This is a genomic window from Glutamicibacter sp. BS14, from assembly GCF_056934375.1.
In genome coordinates, this window is sequence record NZ_CM167801.1 from 865545 (window position 1) to 882303 (window position 16759).

At 61.3% G+C, this 16759-nt stretch carries 17 protein-coding genes and 1 pseudogene; 11 read left to right on the forward strand and 7 right to left on the reverse strand.

The window, feature by feature from the left end; genetic code table 11:
- Positions 1–4: 4 nt before the first annotated feature.
- The 3 genes from AC1Z36_RS04125 to AC1Z36_RS04135 are packed head-to-tail and all read left to right on the forward strand — an operon-like array spanning position 5 to position 3095.
- Positions 5–1114, forward strand: coding sequence for a FecCD family ABC transporter permease (locus tag AC1Z36_RS04125; protein WP_105662362.1), 1110 nt, complete (start codon positions 5–7; stop codon positions 1112–1114).
- Complete coding sequence (locus AC1Z36_RS04130; RefSeq protein ID WP_426736079.1) at positions 1111–2211, forward strand: FecCD family ABC transporter permease; 1101 nt, start codon at positions 1111–1113, stop codon at positions 2209–2211. The genes AC1Z36_RS04125 and AC1Z36_RS04130 overlap by 4 nt, the downstream gene beginning before the upstream one ends.
- Complete coding sequence (locus AC1Z36_RS04135; protein WP_286134397.1) at positions 2208–3095, forward strand: ABC transporter ATP-binding protein; 888 nt, start codon at positions 2208–2210, stop codon at positions 3093–3095. Before AC1Z36_RS04130 ends, AC1Z36_RS04135 begins: the two co-directional genes overlap by 4 nt.
- 237 nt (positions 3096–3332) lie before the next feature.
- On the opposite strand, the gene AC1Z36_RS04140 is transcribed toward AC1Z36_RS04135, so the two are convergent.
- Positions 3333–4562, reverse strand: coding sequence for an MFS transporter (locus AC1Z36_RS04140; RefSeq protein WP_388025859.1), 1230 nt, complete (start codon positions 4560–4562; stop codon positions 3333–3335).
- Between the two features lie 350 nt (positions 4563–4912).
- Between AC1Z36_RS04140 and AC1Z36_RS04145 the strand changes: the two genes are divergently transcribed.
- Complete coding sequence (locus tag AC1Z36_RS04145) at positions 4913–5344, forward strand: transporter substrate-binding domain-containing protein (protein WP_332727624.1); 432 nt, start codon at positions 4913–4915, stop codon at positions 5342–5344.
- On the forward strand, positions 5341–6303 hold the full coding sequence (locus AC1Z36_RS04150; RefSeq protein ID WP_332489439.1) for a cation diffusion facilitator family transporter: 963 nt from the start codon (positions 5341–5343) through the stop codon (positions 6301–6303). The genes AC1Z36_RS04145 and AC1Z36_RS04150 overlap by 4 nt, the downstream gene beginning before the upstream one ends.
- A 120-nt stretch (positions 6304–6423) precedes the next feature.
- On the opposite strand, the gene AC1Z36_RS04155 is transcribed toward AC1Z36_RS04150, so the two are convergent.
- The 4 genes from AC1Z36_RS04155 to AC1Z36_RS04170 form a co-directional block, all read right to left on the reverse strand.
- A complete protein-coding gene (locus AC1Z36_RS04155; protein WP_426736082.1) occupies positions 6424–6858 on the reverse strand; it encodes a hypothetical protein in 435 nt (144 codons plus the stop codon).
- Positions 6859–7565: 707 nt separating this feature from the next.
- Entirely contained in the window at positions 7566–7769 is a 204-nt protein-coding gene (locus AC1Z36_RS04160) for a cold-shock protein (protein WP_105658961.1), read from the reverse strand.
- Between the two features lie 464 nt (positions 7770–8233).
- Positions 8234–9331, reverse strand: a complete 1098-nt coding sequence (locus AC1Z36_RS04165; protein ID WP_426736084.1) for a fatty acid desaturase family protein — start codon at positions 9329–9331, stop codon at positions 8234–8236.
- A 146-nt stretch (positions 9332–9477) separates the two neighbouring features.
- Positions 9478–9714, reverse strand: a complete 237-nt coding sequence (locus AC1Z36_RS04170) for a hypothetical protein (protein WP_105658704.1) — start codon at positions 9712–9714, stop codon at positions 9478–9480.
- Between the two features lie 922 nt (positions 9715–10636).
- Here AC1Z36_RS04170 and AC1Z36_RS04175 point away from each other — a divergent pair.
- From AC1Z36_RS04175 to AC1Z36_RS04190, 4 genes and pseudogenes are all read left to right on the forward strand, one after another.
- Positions 10637–11665: an iron-containing redox enzyme family protein gene (locus AC1Z36_RS04175; RefSeq protein WP_426736086.1), complete on the forward strand. Its 1029-nt coding sequence runs from the start codon at positions 10637–10639 to the stop codon at positions 11663–11665.
- Positions 11662–11877 carry a CDGSH iron-sulfur domain-containing protein gene (locus tag AC1Z36_RS04180; RefSeq protein ID WP_133834746.1) on the forward strand — a complete coding sequence of 72 codons (216 nt, stop codon included), beginning with the start codon at positions 11662–11664 and terminating at the stop codon, positions 11875–11877. The genes AC1Z36_RS04175 and AC1Z36_RS04180 overlap by 4 nt, the downstream gene beginning before the upstream one ends.
- A 242-nt stretch (positions 11878–12119) precedes the next feature.
- Positions 12120–12838 (forward strand): annotated as a pseudogene (gene arsB, locus AC1Z36_RS04185) (ACR3 family arsenite efflux transporter); the annotation flags it as partial.
- An 11-nt stretch (positions 12839–12849) separates the two neighbouring features.
- On the forward strand, positions 12850–13260 hold the full coding sequence (locus AC1Z36_RS04190) for an arsenate reductase ArsC (protein ID WP_483561717.1): 411 nt from the start codon (positions 12850–12852) through the stop codon (positions 13258–13260).
- A 399-nt stretch (positions 13261–13659) separates the two neighbouring features.
- Here the strand turns inward: AC1Z36_RS04190 and AC1Z36_RS04195 are convergent, their stop codons facing one another.
- Positions 13660–15183 carry a SulP family inorganic anion transporter gene (locus AC1Z36_RS04195; protein WP_426736089.1) on the reverse strand — a complete coding sequence of 508 codons (1524 nt, stop codon included), beginning with the start codon at positions 15181–15183 and terminating at the stop codon, positions 13660–13662.
- A gap of 187 nt (positions 15184–15370) precedes the next feature.
- Between AC1Z36_RS04195 and AC1Z36_RS04200 the strand changes: the two genes are divergently transcribed.
- Entirely contained in the window at positions 15371–15760 is a 390-nt protein-coding gene (locus AC1Z36_RS04200; protein ID WP_286172296.1) for a MerR family transcriptional regulator, read from the forward strand.
- A gap of 9 nt (positions 15761–15769) precedes the next feature.
- Entirely contained in the window at positions 15770–16267 is a 498-nt protein-coding gene (locus AC1Z36_RS04205; RefSeq protein ID WP_426736090.1) for a GNAT family N-acetyltransferase, read from the forward strand.
- Between the two features lie 29 nt (positions 16268–16296).
- Here the strand turns inward: AC1Z36_RS04205 and AC1Z36_RS04210 are convergent, their stop codons facing one another.
- Entirely contained in the window at positions 16297–16671 is a 375-nt protein-coding gene (locus AC1Z36_RS04210; protein ID WP_332489430.1) for an ArsR/SmtB family transcription factor, read from the reverse strand.
- Positions 16672–16759: the final 88 nt, after the last annotated feature.

Genomic DNA, 16759 nt, shown 5'->3' on the forward strand with positions numbered 1-16759 from the left:
CACGGTGGCAACCACACGGGACCCCGGGCTGTTGCTGGCCCCACCCGGCGCAGCACCACCGGGCAGCGCGGCCGGTACCGATGCGGACCAACGGCACCGGGTGCTGGTGGGTTCACCGGGAGCCAAGCTGGTATGGCTTGCCGGCCTGATTGCCCTGTTGGCGTTCACGGTGCTGTGCTCGCTGGCCTTCGGCAGCCGCCAGATCGACCTGTCCGTGGCCTGGCAGACCATCACCAATCCCTCCTTCAATACCGATGAGGCGCAGGTCATCCGGCAGTTGCGGGTTCCACGTACGGTCCTGGGCGTTCTGGCCGGGGTCGCGTTGGGCGTAGCCGGGGCCCTGATCCAGGCGCTGACCCGCAACCCGCTGGCGGATCCAGGCATCCTGGGCGTCAACGCCGGAGCCCAATTCTCCTTGGTGATGGCAAGTTTTGCTTTCGGTTCGCTGAGTGTGCTCGGTGCCATCTGGTGGGCCTTGGGCGGTGCGCTCGCCGCAACCTTGGCGGTATACGGATTAACCCTCTCCAAGGGAGGACGCGCCGCCGACCCGTCGACCTTGGTGCTGGCTGGTGTGGCCTTCGGCGCGGTGCTGTCGGGGATCACCACCGCGCTGGTGCTGCTGCGTCCGCAGATTTTCGACATGATGCGGGTATACACCGCAGGAAATCTCAACGGCCACGAGCTTCCAGCAGTGCTGCTGATTGTCCCCTTCGTGGCAGTGGGCCTTGCCATCGCGCTGTGCTGCGCCGGGTCGCTGAATGCGATTGCCCTGGGGGATGCTCCGGCCAAGGCGCTGGGCGTGCGCATCGCCCCGGTGCGGATCGCGGTCATCGCCGCGGTGACATTGCTCTGCGGCGCGGCAACCGCGCTGGCAGGCCCGATTGGTTTCGTCGGACTCATGATTCCGCACGTGGTGCGCTGGCTGTTTGGCGTGCAACAGGGCTGGATCCTGATTTTCACCATCGTCCTGGCCCCTGTGCTGCTGCTTGGTTCCGACATCCTGGGCCGGGTGATCCTGCCCAATGCGGAGGTCTCGGCGGGAATCATCACAGCCTTTGCCGGTGCACCTGTGCTCTTGGCCTTGGCCCGGCGCAAGAACGCGAGTACCCTATGAGCCTCAAGCCCCTGATCCCAGCACCGGCTGAGGCAGCCGGTGCGCGTGTGCAAGGGTGCCAGGTGCCAACCGGACGACGGGAAGTGCGGATCGGTCGTGGCCGTTGGAGTTGGCGGCTTGATCGCACCTCGCTGCTGGTGGGTACGGCCCTGGCCCTGTGCGGGCTGCTGGTTGGGCTCATATCCCTGGCCCTCGGGGATGTGCGTGTGCCGATGGACCAGGTGATTCCCGCGCTGCTGGGAAACTCCGAGCACCGTTATGAAGTGGTGGTCCGCGACTGGCGGCTGACCCGGGTGGTCCTGGCACTGGCATTCGGATTCGCCCTCGGAATCTCTGGTGCACTCTTCCAATCGTTGACCCGGAACCCCCTGGGCAGCCCGGACGTGATTGGCTTCAGTTCGGGGGCTTACACCGCGGCGCTGGCGCTGATGCTTTTCACCACCGCGAGTGCCGCACAGATTGCCGTGGGTTCCATTGCCGGAGGCCTGGCGGCCGCGGCATTGGTTTTCATGATCGCCAGCCGCAACGGGACCACAGGGTTCCGGCTCATTGTGGTCGGTATTGGCGTTGGCGCCATGCTGGCCTCGGCCAACACGTTCATGCTGTTGGCAGCTCAACGCCAGGTAGCCATGTCTGCAGCGGTATGGGGTGCTGGTTCGCTGAACTCGGTCGGCAATGCCGTAGTGGGTCCTTCGCTGCTGGGCATTGGCATTTTCACGCTTGCCGCGGTTCTGCTGCAACGCCATGCCCGGATCCTGGAATGCGGGGATCCGCTGGCCATTTCGCTGGGCGTGAATGCCAAGCTGGTGCGCGCGTCGATGGTGGTTGTAGGAGTTGGCCTCGTGGCGGTGGCCACCGCGGCGGCTGGGCCGATCGCCTTCGTGGCCCTGGTGGCCCCGCAGATCTCGGCCCGGCTCAGCGGCCGTGCCGAGCTGGACCTCGTTCCGGCTGGATGCTTCGGAGCGTTGCTGCTGGTGTCGGCGGACACCGTGGCACGCATAGCTTTCATGCCGATCCAGCTGCCGGTCGGCATTGTGACCGTCTGCCTTGGCGGAGTGTATTTGATTTGGCTATTGATAAGGGAGAGTCGCGCATGAGCGCATTGGGAACCGAACCCGCTCAGCAGGCAGCCGACGCGGTAAGAGCGGGCATGGTGGCGCGGAAGCCAGCGCCTCGGCTTGAGGTGCAGGGGGTGCAGCTGGGATATGGCCGTGAGCCAGTCATCGATTGCCTCGATGCGTCCTTCGAAGCGGGCAAATTCACCGCGATCATCGGGCCCAACGGCTGCGGCAAGTCCACGCTGCTCAGCGCGCTGGCCAGGTTGCTGAAGCCCATGGCCGGCCGGGTGCTGCTGGATGGCAACCCCATCGCATCCTACAAGCCCAAGGCCTATGCACGGGAAGTGTCGCTGTTGAGCCAGCAAGCCATCGCTCCCTCGGGGATCACCGTTGCCCAGCTGGTAGCCCGCGGCCGCTTCCCGCATCAGAAGCTGCTGGCCCAGCATAGCGAGCAGGATGAAGCGGCGGTCCACGCTGCACTGGCCGCGACCGGAACCCTTCCCTTGGCCACCCGCCGGCTGGCCGAGCTTTCCGGCGGCCAGCGCCAGAGGGTCTGGGCGGCCACCACCTTGGCCCAGCAGGCACCCATTCTGCTGCTGGATGAGCCGACAACCTATCTGGATGTCGCCCATCAGGTGGAGCTGCTGGACCTGTTCGCCCGGCAACGCGATGCGGGAAAAACCGTGGTCGCGGTGCTGCACGACATCAATCAGGCAGTGCGATACGCCGACACCGTGGTGATGATGCGTGGCGGAAAGATACTGGCTTCCGGCGCACCAGAAGATGTCATTACGGCGCAGAGCCTTGGCGAGGCATTTGGCGTGCACTGCGAGATTCACCCCGATCCGGTGACATCCGGTCCGATGATGGTCGCCGTCCCCGGCAGGCTGCGTCACGAGTCCGCGCCGAAATCAGTCGATTGATAGCTCGGATCCGGGGTGGCCCACGGCGCAAGATGCTGCCATGGGCAAGAACCCGGTCGCTTGGTTGAGCCTTGGTGGGGGAGTTTAGAGACCATCCCATGAACCGGGCTGGATACGAGCTTCCTGACTGCTTGGGAACCGGTCCGGATAGCCGGGGCTCTTGGTGCGCAAGTTTGGCTAACGGGGTAGTTCCCGCAGCCTTTTGTGCAGTGGTCAAGCGCCGCGGGCTGGCATCAGCTACCGGGATCGCCGAGCGGACTCGAAGGGCGAGTTCTTGCGCGAAAGCAGCAAGGTCAGCATTGCCCCGAGCAGCGCGAAGCCTGTGGTCAGCAACCAGGTGGCATTCCAGCCGCCGGTGATTGTGGCCATGGATGCCAGCAGCATCGGGCCGGTGAAGTTGCCGATGTTGAAGATCTGCTGGGTCAAGCCCATCGAGGCAGGGGCCGAACCGCCGGGCGGAGCCAGATCGACCACCACGCGGGTCATGGTGGTCGGGATGGCCGCTCCGGCCAGCGAGAAGAAGCCAACGCAGATCATCTGGATCCACAGCAACCCAGGCGGGTAGTCGAAGGCGAAGGTGCAGAACGATGCCAGGGACATCAGCGCGAAGCCGGCTAGCAGCAGCGTGCGCCCATTGGCGCCACGCTGGAGCAGCCCTCCGCAGATGATCGCGCCCACCGCGTTCAGCCCGCCCACCACGGCGGAAGCCAAACCACCGGCCACCGGATCCAGGCCGAATTCCTCGTAGATGGTGGGCAGGAACCCCACTACTGCCATCCATTGCACCGTGTAGCAGCCGAAAATCAGGCCGCTGATCCACACGCGCGATGCCCGGGCGGTGATGGCGATGCGCCGGGCGGCCTCACGCAGGGCCGCCGATCCGGCGGGTTCATCCGCACCCACGAACTTGAGGATCAGCGGAATCGGCAGCAGGGTGATGAACGCGAGGATGCCCCACCACAGGTGCCATGACAGGTGCTGGAGCACCAGCGCCGTGGAGAAGACCCCGATGAAGGTGGCCATGCCCATGTAGGCGGCCCACCACCCCACGGCCATGTTCAGGTTCCGGATGGGGGCATGGAGGCGCACCAGCCCCGGCCCCATGACGGTAGCCATGATCACGCCCGCCCCTTCCAGGACGCGGGTGGCCAGCAGCAGCGGAGCGCTGGGGGACAAGGCGCCCAGCGCGCTGCCCAGCACCAGCAGCAGCAAGCCGAGGATCAGTGTGCGGCGCTGGGAGATGACTTCCGAAAGCAGGGAAACGGCCAGGCCGCCGGCCATGCCGGCTACCTGGACCACGCCCAGCAGCACGCCGGAGAAAATCAGCGAGAAGCCCAATTCGTCCTGGATCACGGTCAGCGCGGGGGCGAGCTTCCAGATGTGCAGGCCGGCCACCACGCCGGAGGCCACGATGATGATCCAGGCCGCGTTGGTCCGTTGCTGGACTTGTTCCATTTTGGCTTGCACTGCCGCCGATGCCTCCTCGCATAGGACGCGCCAACTGGTGCTCGGCGCTATTGTCCACTTCGGATTGTGGCACGGGCCGGGCAGCGATCCGGCATTCGTGTCATTGAACGGGAATCCCTGCCGGCGGAACTCCGGGCTGGATCCACTAGCCCAGGGCGAATTCTCCTTCGGCAGGTTGCAGGTGCGAGCTGAGAGTTCGCCGATATTTCCCGGGCGTTGCATTGCAGCACGAGTCCTCGGAGTAGTTTGGAGGCCAACCCGGCCGATCAAGCTCAGGAGGAATGGTGTTCCGGCACAGTTCGTCCCGCACCCGGCAAGTGAAGGCAGCAGCGGCTCTTGGATGCGTCTTCATGGCGACAGCCTGCTTCCCAGCGGTGCCGGTGGACCCCGAAGGAACCCTGGACACGGTTCGTTCCGGGACGCTTCGGGCCGGAGTATCTCCTGCTTCGGATTTCGTGGAAATCCGGGATGGAGTACCCCAGGGCGCCGAACCAGCGCTCATAGAAGACTTTGCCCAGCATGCAGGTGCCGAAATCCAATGGACCATTGGTGGCGAAGAACAGCTAGTGAAGCAGCTGGAAGCAGGCCAGCTGGATTTGGTGGCGGGAGGCATCACCTCCAAGACGCCGTGGTCGGAAAAGGCTGGAGTCACTCGTCCCTACACGACCGCCATTGACGCCAAGGGCAAGGAAAGGAAAATAGTCCTGCTCGTGCCTCCAGGCGAAAATGCTTTCCTGTCCGAGCTGGAGTACTTCCTGGACCAGACGCAGGAGATGCCATGAAAAACGCTGCCGGAACGCACTTGCCTCCCGAGCAACGCGAACTCATGGCGCGCGCTGCGAAGCTCGAGTGGATCAGCATCGGATACACGGCGCTCACCATTACCCTTGTGGCACTAGTGGTGGGAAATTCGCAGGCCATGCGCACAGCGTGGATCGAAGACATGCTCTCAGTCCTGCCGCAGCTGGCCTTTTTGGCATCACTGCAGTTCACCCGGAGGGCTCGTCGGCGCTCGCACCCCTACGGCTACCACCGGTCCATGGGAGCCGGGCATCTGGTCGCAGGAGTGGCGTTGCTGGTCGTCGGAGCGATGCTCGCGTACGAATCGGTATCGGCTCTGGTTAAACTGGAGCACCCGACCATCGGAACCATGAACCTGTTTGGCCATACGGTATGGCAAGGATGGATCATGATGGCGGTCATGGCGCTGATCGCGGCACCGGCCGTGGTGCTGGGACGGTTGAAAATCAAGATTGCCCAACCGCTGCACAATAAGCTGCTCTACGCCGACTCCAAGATGGCCAAGGCCGACTGGCAGACCAATGCTGCTTCGATCGTCGGTGTTGCCGGAATCGGCGTTGGATTGTGGTGGCTTGATTCCACCGCGGCGCTGGTGATCGCTGCCGGCATTCTCAAGGACGGCTGGGACAGCACGAAGTCCGCAACCTCGGATTTGCTGGATCGCCGTTCCAAAGGTGTCGACGGCACGGATCCGCACCCGCTGATCCCGGCCATGGAGGAACAGCTCCATGCCCTGGATTGGGTTCGCACTGCGGGATTGAGGGTCCGCGAACTCGGCCAGGTCCAGCACACGGAAGCGTTCATCGTTCCGGAATCCGATACCGTGACGCTGGCCCAATCCGAGGAAGCGCGAAAAGTGCTAGAGGGAACCGACTGGAAAGCGTATGACGTGGTGGTGACGATAGTTCCCGAGCTGCCTGAGTTCCTCAAGCAGGACTGAAAACCGAGGCCCGGGCCCTTCGCTTGAAGCGCAGTGGAAGCACCGCGATCCGGCGAGGAGAACCGGCGAGGCAGGGTGCTGGCGCTGGAGCTAGCAGCCCGCCTTGGCTGCCCCGCCGGACTAGCCGATATCGGTGGGTGACGTGGCTACTTGGCCAGGCCAGTCACTGCGCACGAAGCAGGGAATCTCATGGATTGCCGCGCTATGGGACCAGAAAGCGACGCGAAAGGGCATCATTTTCTCCGTGTGCTGCCGGGAGCAGAGTTCGCTGATGGTGGTTCCAGCTGGCAAATGGGGAACTTTGGGAAACAGCGGGCTGGGTACCGTGATGTGCCATAGCTGCAGGTCATCGGTTTGGTCATCGTCAAGAACCATGAGTACAGCCCGGCCATGGACCGATACGAAGCCCATTACTTCATCTACTGGATCAGTGCGTTGCGCGAATACCACGGGCATGCCCTCCATCCAGCCGTACGCAGTGAGATGGGTTCTGGCCTCGGGGCAATGCAAAAGTTTTTCGACGCGGTGCATGGCGCGCATATTTAGTTCAGGCATGTTCATTTAATCCTCCGCTGATGGCAGCTCTCCGAAAGGTGACCGCCCACGAAGTTCTGCGGCATAAAGCCGCGGAATCCCCCGGGTTTCGCCTTTGGCGCTCGGTGTTCATCGTGGAGTGTTCTTCTGATAATACATCTTGTTTCCAACCGCCGAGCGGCGCCTTATGTGGACACATGCCCAATGTGGTGCAATTCGCAGGTTTTCAAGTGGGATGTCCCTGCGCAAGCAGTGGAGCAGAGATCCATTTAGCAGAACGAGATTGCCGGGCTAACTAGAGTCGAAGAATTGAATGAATAGCGAATGGGCACTTTCCTGTTTCGCCTCTTAAAGCTGTGGATCGAAGTAATTCTGCACTCAATACCCAGAGCGTTTTGGACCGCGCAGGTCCCGGAAAAGCTTCAGATGCCTGAAGCGGCGCGTATCAACGAGCCGGTCAAGTGCTTGGAAGGAATATAACTGTAGGCTATATAACCCTCGTTGGTCTCGCTTGGCTTGAAATCTTTCGTTAGTCCGGCTCATGATCGAAGCGTTGCGTCTAGCCCGGTGTTGGTCTTGCTCTTCAGGACCGTGTCGGGTTGCTGGGTGCTGATCTTTGGCGTAAAAAGGTACGGTCGTTGCAACGCCTGATTGTTCAGGATGTTGCAACGACCGTTAGAACCCGTCGACCGCCTGCCCCGCTTTTGGGGTGATCGGCCTAAACGCGCTTAGCGTGCCTGGATGTCCGCAGCCTGAGGTCCCTTTGGACCGGATTCAAGCTTGTATTCGACCGATTGTCCTTCTTCAAGATTCTTGAATCCGAAACTCTGAATTGCGCTGTAATGCGCGAAAACGTCAGCGGATCCATCAGAAGGCTCAATGAAACCGAAGCCCTTTTCGGAGTTGAACCACTTTACAGTGCCAGTAGCCATGTGTATTCCTAAATCGTAATTCGCGATATGTCGCGATTTGAGCTTGTGCCACCGTAGCAGCACTGAAGCCATTATTTTTGTTGCATCCCGTGAAACTTAATCAAGCATGAATAGCTTGGAGAGCCAGAACATCGAATTCTGAGTTCTGGAGTAAGAATTCACTGGAGACGCATGTAATAGCGGTCGAAGAGGTTCTATAGAAACGCAGTTTCAAACCGACTGCCCCACCACGGAAGTGGGGACGAATATTTCAAGTGATGCGATTCGCTCTCATGGGAAAAATTCCGAGGAAACGCTTATTAAAAATCCAAGGGAGGAACAATAGGAATTTTCAATTTTCCTTATTGGCTCTAATATCTAGACTACCATGAGGAGCTCACTTAATCTCGCCGGTTTGCTGTGAGGGGAAGCCGAAGTCCTGCCAGGGGAGCTGATTTCGTTGTTCTGTGCCTGCAGCAAGACCGTTATGGGATTCGGTATCCGGAGATGATTGGGCACTCGAATGGATCCCGGGCCGATAGCCCGACCTTGTTCAGGTAGGTGATCACCTGTGCGTAGGATTCGCGGACACTGGCCACGGTGTACGGGACCTGGTGCTCGTCGCAGTACTGGCGCACGATGCGCGAGACGCCGGCCAGGTTGGCGCGCGGCATGGACGGGAACAGGTGGTGCTCTACCTGGTAGTTCAATCCGCCGTAGACGTGGGAGAGCACGCGGTTTCCCCAGCTGGACTTGGCCATGACATTGCGTCCGGTCAGTACCTGGCGGGAGAAGAAGTCGATGCGGGCGTCCTGGGGAACCATCGGCATGCCCTTGTGGTTCGGGGCGAAGGAGGCACCCATGTAGACGCCGAAGACTGCCAGCTGCACGCCGAGGAAGGCGAAAGCCATGCCCACTGGCAGGAAGTAGAACACGATCGCCAGGTAGATGGCGATGCGCAGTGCAATGCCGGTCATCTCGCGCTTGCGGTTCTTGACCCGGCCGGCCTTGAACAGGTACTTGATCGAATGCATATGCAGATTCAAGCCCTCAAGGGTGAGCAGCGGGAAGAACAGGTAGCCCTGGCGGTTGGTGATCCACTTGAGCAGGCCGCGCTGGCGCTTGGCGTCCTCGGTCTGGAAGGAGATGGTGTCCCACTCGATGTCCGGATCCTTGCCCACGGTATTGGGGGTGGCGTGGTGCTTGTTGTGCTTGTTCATCCACCACTGGTAGCTGATGCCCACGACGATATTGGCCAGGAACTGGCCCAGCTTGTCATTGCGCTTGTGCGAAGCCAGGATCTGGCGGTGTGCCGCCTCGTGCGCCAGGAACGCGAATTGGGTGAGCAGCAGGCCCAAGGCTGCGGCCATCAGCAACTGGAACCAGCTGTCGCCCAGGAGGATGAAACCGGTAACGGTGCCGGCTAGCAGCACCGTCAGCACGATGCCCAACCCGAGATAGTGCCCGCGGCGGCGGCCGACCAGTCCAGCTTCGGTGACCAGCTTCTTGACGTGGAAGAAACTTTGAGGATCACCGGGTTTAACGGTGGGTGCTGGAGCGTCCAGCAGAGAACTGCGAGGCAAATATAATCCTTGATTGAAAGAGCTCGCTGCGTCGTGAACAATAAATTACCCGACCGAGCCTATTACCCCCATTCTACTCAGGTTCACGGCCGCTCTCGCTGTTCTTCCGCTGTCAGATTCTGCTCTTTCACATATTTCTTTGAGTTCTATCCAGCTTTGAGGGCCAGTGACGCTGCGATGCGTGTGAGCGCTTCCTCGTTGCCGATCTGCAGCAGCTCAGCGATCATCGCGACCATTGCTTCACCTAGCCGTGCAAGGATGGCCACGGCTTGCGTGTTGCCTCCTTCCAGCTCGGAGGCGATGATCAGGAAGGCTTCTCGGTCTTGGCGGACCAGTGATGTCAGTAGTGCGATACCTAGTGCTGCTTCAGGGCTGTTGCCCATGAGATATTCCCATCGATGAAGATAAATTCGGATGTTTCTTCCGTACACGCGGCGCAACGTCGGCAGCATCTTGAGCCTAGCAGGGTATTGAGGGAGCAGCTTCTCGTAATACAGCGCCTGCCAAGCGCCCAGCGCTGGATCCCGAATAATCGATCGCAGTAGGGCCCATGGAGCAACTGTAGTAACTCTGTGAAACTTCCAGTGCCTCTGAAGTGCCCGGGCCCACTGCTTCAAAGCTGTGACATTAGTGGCTTAGGGGCATGACTCTCCTTGATTAGCGAGCACGGACCTGACGACCAGTGCGGCCCTGAAAGTTCGTTATTCGAAAGTGCGAGCGAGTGATTGATGCCAAGTAATTGGTCCCTTGCTGGAGTAGCAGACGGGCCTACTCGATACTAAAGTGGCAACGCGACAGCCCTAGGGAACCTGTTTTTCATCTTGGGGAAATGAACGAGTCGACACCTAGCAGTTGGGTGTGGACATGGAGCAAAAGATTCTGGACCGGGTTTGTTGTCAGAGGTGCGAGCAACTTCTGGGCGCCAGTATTGTCGGCAGTTTTACACGGCATGACCTGCTTACTTGCCAGATTGAATGTGCCAATAAGAGTGGGCGGCGACAGGTGCTCCCTGACGACTCCGGTAAGTTCTGCCTCTAATCGGTTGCCATCATGATCCCAACCCAATCCCGGTCGCAGCTCCCACTGGCTATGGAAAAGCTGGGACAAGACATCATGTCGAGATTGGCCGGCCGACAGCCCTATGTTCCTCAGGGATAAGGTGCTGTCGAGAACATAGCTGGGGAGCACGATCAGGGGCTTACCTTGGCTTTTCCTCCCAATGGTGGTTATATCCCGGGGATGCTGGCACGATCATCCTACTGCCACTATTGCTGACCGTGCGATCAGCGTGAACAAAGGAGCATCATGCATCTGCCCGTACCCCGCGGAGACCTGTCCCAAGCGCTGAACAATGCGTTGCTGTGCAACCCCTCGGAGGAATACGCAGCCTATTTGGCAACGGTCGCAACTGATCGGTTGGCTGCGGCTTCGGATGTGCTGGATGACGGGGACCTGCAGCTGAGCCTTTTCGTGCTCTACGAACTGCACTATCGGGGATTTGAAGAAGTCGATGACCGCTGGGAATGGGACCCCGGGCTCCTTTCGCTTCGGGCCCGGATCGAGGAGGCTTTCGAGCAAGCGCTGCGCGAGGCGGCAGGCTCGATTCCAAGCGTGGAACCCAGCTCCGCGAAAGTGGCCCAAGCCCTGTTCGAGCTTGCTGCTGATGATGCTGGGCCGTCGGTTTCGAAGTTCATCCAGCGCAAGGCCACTGCCGGCCAAGCACGCGAATTCCTGATACTGAAGTCGATTTACCAGCTCAAGGAAGCTGATCCGCATACCTGGGCGATCCCGAAACTCGAAGGCCGTGCAAAAGCCGCCATGGTGGAGATCCAGGCTGATGAATACGGAAATGGGCAGCTGCCGCGAATGCATAGCGAGCTGTTCAGGCAGACCATGAAGGGCGTGGGGTTGCGTGATGATTTCGGCGCGTACGTGGACCGCATACCGGCGGTGACGCTGGCGGCAGTGAACATGATTTCGCTCTTCGGCATGCACCGGCGCCTTCGGGGAGCCATCACTGGCCACCTGGCACTGTACGAGATGACTTCCTCAATACCCCAGGCCGCTTATGCCCGCGGGTTCCGGCGCCTGGGATATGAATCCCCGCTGACCGATTACTTCGATGAGCATGTGGAAGCTGATGCTGTCCATGAGCAAATTGCCGGCCGCGACCTCGCGGGCGGACTGGCTGAAGACGAACCGGATCTGGTGCCCGACATACTCTTCGGAGCCCAAGCCGCGGCAGCGGTTGACGCGTTGGCAGGCGCGAAGTACTTGGACGCGTGGGAAGCTGGAAGGTCGGCGTTGCATGCCGGAGCGGGGGCAGTGGTATGAGCGAGGGGCGCAGCGCTTCGGAAGCGGCCATGATTACTGTTTGCCCGCAGGGCCCATTGCTGCTCAGGGGAGAATTTGAAATCGTGGATGCCGAGGGGCAATCCATCGAGGCCCGGAAAGGGCCGGTCGCGCTATGCCGTTGCGGGGGCTCTGCCATCAAGCCTTTTTGCGATGGCACGCACAAGCTGATGAAGTTCGAGCGCCCGAAGTAGGACACTGGCTCCTGAAACGGGCTATTGCGCATCCGGTCCGCAGCGGGCCGGCACTGCCGGGACCTGCAGCGTTTGATGCCGTTCGCCGAGCTGCCTGCGCGGACGCGGGAATGCGGCTAGTTGGTGGATCCCGGGTGGCGCGATCCCAGCCGCCTGGAATGCAGTTGCGGCAAGCCTGCGTAGGGTTTGGCCGTCAAGCTGGCGCCCAGGGATTCCAAAGCGTCAGGGACGACGGAGCAGTCCTGATCATTGTGGGGCTGGCCCGCTGCATCGCCATGGTGTTCATCTGGAATGACCTGGCCTGCGGCGACCGGGAAGCGGCCGCCGTGCTGGTGGCCATCAACTCCGTCTTCCAGGTCATCGCCTTCGGCGCCCTGGGCTGGTTCTACCTGCAGCTGCGGCCATCGTGGGGCTGGAAACCACCAGCGCCGAGTTCTCCATTGCCGCCATCACCGCCTCGGTGCTGGTCTTCCTGGGCATTCCGCTGGTGGCCGGCTACCTGACCCGTACCCTGGGCGAAAAGGCCAAGGGCCGCGACTGGTACGAGGGAAAATTCCTGCCGAAAATCGGGCCGTGGGCACTGTACGGGCTGCTGTTCACCATCGTGCTGCTCTTCGCATTGCAGGGCGATAACATCATCTCCAAGCCCCTGGATGTGCTGCGCATGGCGATCCCGCTGCTGATCTACTTCGTGGTGGTCTTCGGTGCCGGAATGCTCATCGGGCACTGGCTGAAGCTGGGTTACCCGCGCACCACCACTCTGGCGTTCACTGCCGCCGGCAACAACTTCGAGCTGGCCATCGCGGTAGCCATCGCCACCTTCGGTGCCACCAGCGGCCAGGCCCTGGCCGGCGTGGTCGGCCCGCTGATCGAGGTGCCGATCCTGGTTGCCTTGGTCTACGTGGCCCTGTGGTCCCGGAAATTCTTCCCAGCTGCCAAGGCTCCCGCTACTTCTGCCTAAGGAAAAAACTCATGACTGCTATCGAAAAGCCTTCGGTTCTCTTTGTCTGCGTGCACAATGCAGGGCGTTCCCAGATGGCCGCCGCCTTCCTCTCCCACCTGTCCGGAGGGCGGATCGAGGTCCGCTCGGCCGGTTCCGCCCCGGCCGATTCGGTCAATCCGGCCGCCGTGGAAGCCATGAAAGAAGTCGGCATCGACATGTCCTTGGAAATCCCCAAGGTGCTGACCACCGAAGCCGTGCAGGACTCCGATGTGGTGATCACTATGGGCTGCGGAGATGCCTGCCCATTCTTCCCGGGCAAAGAATACCTTGACTGGAAAATCGCCGATCCGCAGGATGTGACATTCGAGAAGACCAGCAAGATCTTCAGCGATATCGAGACTCGCGTTAACGATCTGTGGGAGCGTATCAAGGGCACCTAGTCTCGCTCTTGGCGAGGAGCCGGGCAGGCATGGCTTCCATGCTTCCAGTGAGTCCTAGTTCAACGCCAAAAGGCCTGGCGTCTGCCAGGCCTTTTGGTTTGGAAACCGCATACTCCCTAGTGCGGATAGTAGAAAGCTTTCGCAGAACCCGGCGCGCAGCACCCAGCTAGTTTGCATGGGCTTCAATTGCAGCTCTTACCGCGAATTTCTGCGCTCAGATCGAGTCCGAGGCGCCGCGGGAAAACGGTGAGGCCACCGGCTGGTAAGCGAGAACCTGCGCCAAGAGCGGTTCGAATTCTTCTAACTGGGCCAACTATCGCGGACCAGTTCAAAACCCCCGCCGAGCATTTGCACGGATTTTTATCGGCAGCCTGGCTGCCCGTGCTTGCCTGCGCCCTCTTAGTGCTCGCCGCCGAGCTTTCCGCCTAGGCGTTCGCGCATCTTCAGGCTGGCGGTATTCAGACCCTCGATCTGAACGGTTTTGCCGTATTTCTCGTACTTCTCCGTAATGGCATCCAGCGATGCGATGGTAGAGGCGTCCCACAGGTGCGAGTTGTACATGTCGATGACCACGCGGTCCGGATCCTCGGCGTAGTGGAACTGGGTGTAGAGATCGTTGGAGGAGGCGAAGAAGAGCTCGCCATTGACCTCATACTTGGCGATCTGCTCCCCGAAGTGCTCCGCCAGGCGGCGTTCCACGGTGACCAGATGGGCCACCCGGTTGGCGAAGAGCACCATCGCGGTGAGCACGCCCACCCCGACGCCGATGGCCAGGTTGTGGGTGGCGACCGTGAAAGCCACGGTGATGAGCATGACCGTGGTTTCGCTCTTGGGCATCATGCGCAGCGTGGAAGGGCGGATGCTGTGCCAGTCGAAGGTGGCTATGGAAACGAAGATCATTACCGCGACCAGTGCGGCCATCGGGATCAGCGCCACGATGTCGCCCAGTGCCACGACCAGGATCAGCAGGAAGGTTCCGGCCAGGAAGGTGGAGATGCGGGTGCGTGCCCCGGAGGCCTTGACGTTGATCATGGTCTGCCCGATCATCGCGCAGCCGCCCATGCCGCCGAAGAATCCGGTGATGATATTCGCCGCGCCCTGGCCCCAGGATTCGCGGGTCTTGTTCGAGTGGGTGTCGGTGACGTCATCGACCAGCTTGGCGGTCATCAAGGACTCGAGCAGGCCGACGAAGGCCATGGCCAGTGCGTAGGGGAAGAGCACCTGCAGGGTTTCGAGGTTCAGCGGGATATCCGGGAAGAATAGTGTTGGAAGGGACTCGGGCAGCTGGCCCTTGTCTCCCACGGTGGGTACGGCAACCGAGGCGAATACGGTGATCAGCGTCAGCAGCACGATAGCCACCAGCGGGGCGGGGATGGCGGTGGTCAGCTTGGGCAGGCCGAAGACGATCAGCAGGCCCAGGGCCACCAGCGGGTAGACCAGCCACGGGACCCCGAGCAGCTCGGGGACCTGGGAGAGGAAGATCAGGATGGCCAGCGCGTTGACGAATCCGACCATGACTTGGCGGGGGATGAAGCGCATCAGCTTGGCCACGCCCAGCAGGGCCAGTACCACCTGGAAGGCGCCTGCCATGATGACTGCGGCGATGAAGTAGTCCACGCCGTGGCTGGCTACCAGCGGTGCGATGACCAGCGCGATGGCGCCGGTGGCCGCGGAGATCATCGCGGGGCGTCCGCCGAAGAAGGAGATGGACACGGCCATGGTGAAGGAGGCGAAGAGCCCGATGCGCGGGTCAACTCCGGCGATGATCGAGAAGGCGATGGCCTCGGGGATCAGGGCCAGGGCCACGACCAGGCCTGCCAGCACCTCTGTTTTCAGCAGCCGCGGTGATTTCAGGGTGCGCAATACCGATTGGCGCTCGGTGGGACTCAGTGCGGAAGGATCCGCTGTGGTGCTGGTGCTCATGGATGAGCTCCCTTCGTTTCAAGCCAGTAAGCGTGGGGCACGTGCAGTGCGTAGAATTCATGGGATGGGCATCATTGCGCCGCAGACGAGGCAAGAGCTGCCGGAGCGGTCGTAGACCTGATGCCGTCGAATATAACTCTAACCTAACGTAAGGGTAGGGTTGTAATTGGAGGAAACGGAGGACTTCATGGATCAAGCGAAGACCGAAGGTGCGGGCGGTTCGATGCATATCGGTGACATGGTCGAGGCTACCGGCCTGTCGCATCGCACCATCCGCCACTACGACGAGGTGGGGTTGCTGCCGGCGAGCACCCGCAGCGAAGGCGGTTTCCGGATCTATACCGACTCGGATCTGGCCCGCATGCTGGTGATCCGATCGATGAAGCCGCTGGGCTTCTCGCTGGAGGAAATGGGGGAGCTGCTTGACGCGGTGGACGCGCTCGCGGCAGATCCGCAGGACTCCGTCGCCCGGGCCAAGCTCGATGACTACACCCAGCGTGCCAGCGCCAAGCGCGACAAGCTCGCGCTGAACTTGCAGCGTGCCGAGTCCTTCATCGCGGACCTTCGCACCAAGTAGGCCGGAAGCATGGAGATCCGCTTAGCCGCGATGGCGCAGAACCACTGGGCGGATATCGCCCGCATCTATGCCAGCGGCATCGAGACCGGCCTGGCCACCTTCGAATCCGAGGTGCCGGCACGCGAGAAGTTCTTCGCGGCGAAAATTCCTGCATTGTCGCTGGTGGCCGTTGCGCCCGATGCCAAGGTTCTTGGCTGGGCTGCGGCCAGCCCGGTTTCGGCCCGCCCGGCCTACCTCGGCGTGGTGGAGCACTCCGTGTACATTGATCCGGATTATGCCGGATGCGGCGTTGGCGCCCGGCTGCTGGCCGAGCTGATCGCCCGGGCAAGGAAAGAAGATTACTGGATGGTGCAGTCGGCCGTCATTGCCGGCAACGAAGCCAGCAGGGCGCTGCATGCCAGGGCAGGGTTCCGCGAGGTTGGCCGGCGCGAGCGGATTGCCCAGGGTGCCCGAGGGGCAGTGGCGGGGCAGTGGCTGGATACCGTCCTGTATGAGCTCAGGCTCTAGGTAGCGCCCTGCCCAGGTGGGTCTGCGGCCTAGCCCTTGGGTGCCAGGCTGGATCCTAGGGATTCCAAAGCGCCAGGGACGACGGAGTAGTACGCCCACACCCCGCGCTTTTCGCGGTGCAGGATTCCGGCCTCCACCAGGATTTTCAGGTGGTGCGAGACCGTCGGCTGCTTGAGGCCCAATGGTTCGGGCAGGTCGCAGACGCACGTCTCGGCCGATTCGCTGGCGGAGACGATGGACAGGATGCGCAGGCGGTTGGGATCGCCCAGGGCCTTGAAGCGCAGCGCCAACGCTTCGGCCTGCCCGGCGTTGAGGATTGCCTCGCCTTGGGATGGCGTGCAGCAGGCGTCGGCTGCCGGTACTGGGGAAGTTTCTCCGGCAGGATTCACGGTGGCTGTGCTCACGGGCCTTGGCTCTTTTCTTCTGGCGCCAGAGATTGACAAACGTCGATATGTTTCATCATACTCAAAACATCGACAATCGTCGATGCCT

Bases quoted from the DNA above. Each gene is read 5' to 3' on its own strand.
- AC1Z36_RS04200 (WP_286172296.1), top strand. From the start codon at position 15,371: ATGGATCAAGCGAAGACCGAAGGTGCGGGCGGTTCGATGCATATCGGT.
- AC1Z36_RS04155 (WP_426736082.1), bottom strand. From the start codon at position 6,858: ATGCCTGAACTAAATATGCGCGCCATGCACCGCGTCGAAAAACTTTTG.
- AC1Z36_RS04190 (WP_483561717.1), top strand. From the start codon at position 12,850: ATGACTGCTATCGAAAAGCCTTCGGTTCTCTTTGTCTGCGTGCACAAT.
- AC1Z36_RS04160 (WP_105658961.1), bottom strand. From the start codon at position 7,769: ATGGCTACTGGCACTGTAAAGTGGTTCAACTCCGAAAAGGGCTTCGGT.
- AC1Z36_RS04205 (WP_426736090.1), top strand. From the start codon at position 15,770: ATGGAGATCCGCTTAGCCGCGATGGCGCAGAACCACTGGGCGGATATC.
- AC1Z36_RS04135 (WP_286134397.1), top strand. From the start codon at position 2,208: ATGAGCGCATTGGGAACCGAACCCGCTCAGCAGGCAGCCGACGCGGTA.
- AC1Z36_RS04180 (WP_133834746.1), top strand. From the start codon at position 11,662: ATGAGCGAGGGGCGCAGCGCTTCGGAAGCGGCCATGATTACTGTTTGC.
- AC1Z36_RS04130 (WP_426736079.1), top strand. From the start codon at position 1,111: ATGAGCCTCAAGCCCCTGATCCCAGCACCGGCTGAGGCAGCCGGTGCG.
- AC1Z36_RS04150 (WP_332489439.1), top strand. From the start codon at position 5,341: ATGAAAAACGCTGCCGGAACGCACTTGCCTCCCGAGCAACGCGAACTC.
- AC1Z36_RS04175 (WP_426736086.1), top strand. From the start codon at position 10,637: ATGCATCTGCCCGTACCCCGCGGAGACCTGTCCCAAGCGCTGAACAAT.
- AC1Z36_RS04145 (WP_332727624.1), top strand. From the start codon at position 4,913: ATGGCGACAGCCTGCTTCCCAGCGGTGCCGGTGGACCCCGAAGGAACC.
- AC1Z36_RS04195 (WP_426736089.1), bottom strand. From the start codon at position 15,183: ATGAGCACCAGCACCACAGCGGATCCTTCCGCACTGAGTCCCACCGAG.
- AC1Z36_RS04170 (WP_105658704.1), bottom strand. From the start codon at position 9,714: ATGGGCAACAGCCCTGAAGCAGCACTAGGTATCGCACTACTGACATCA.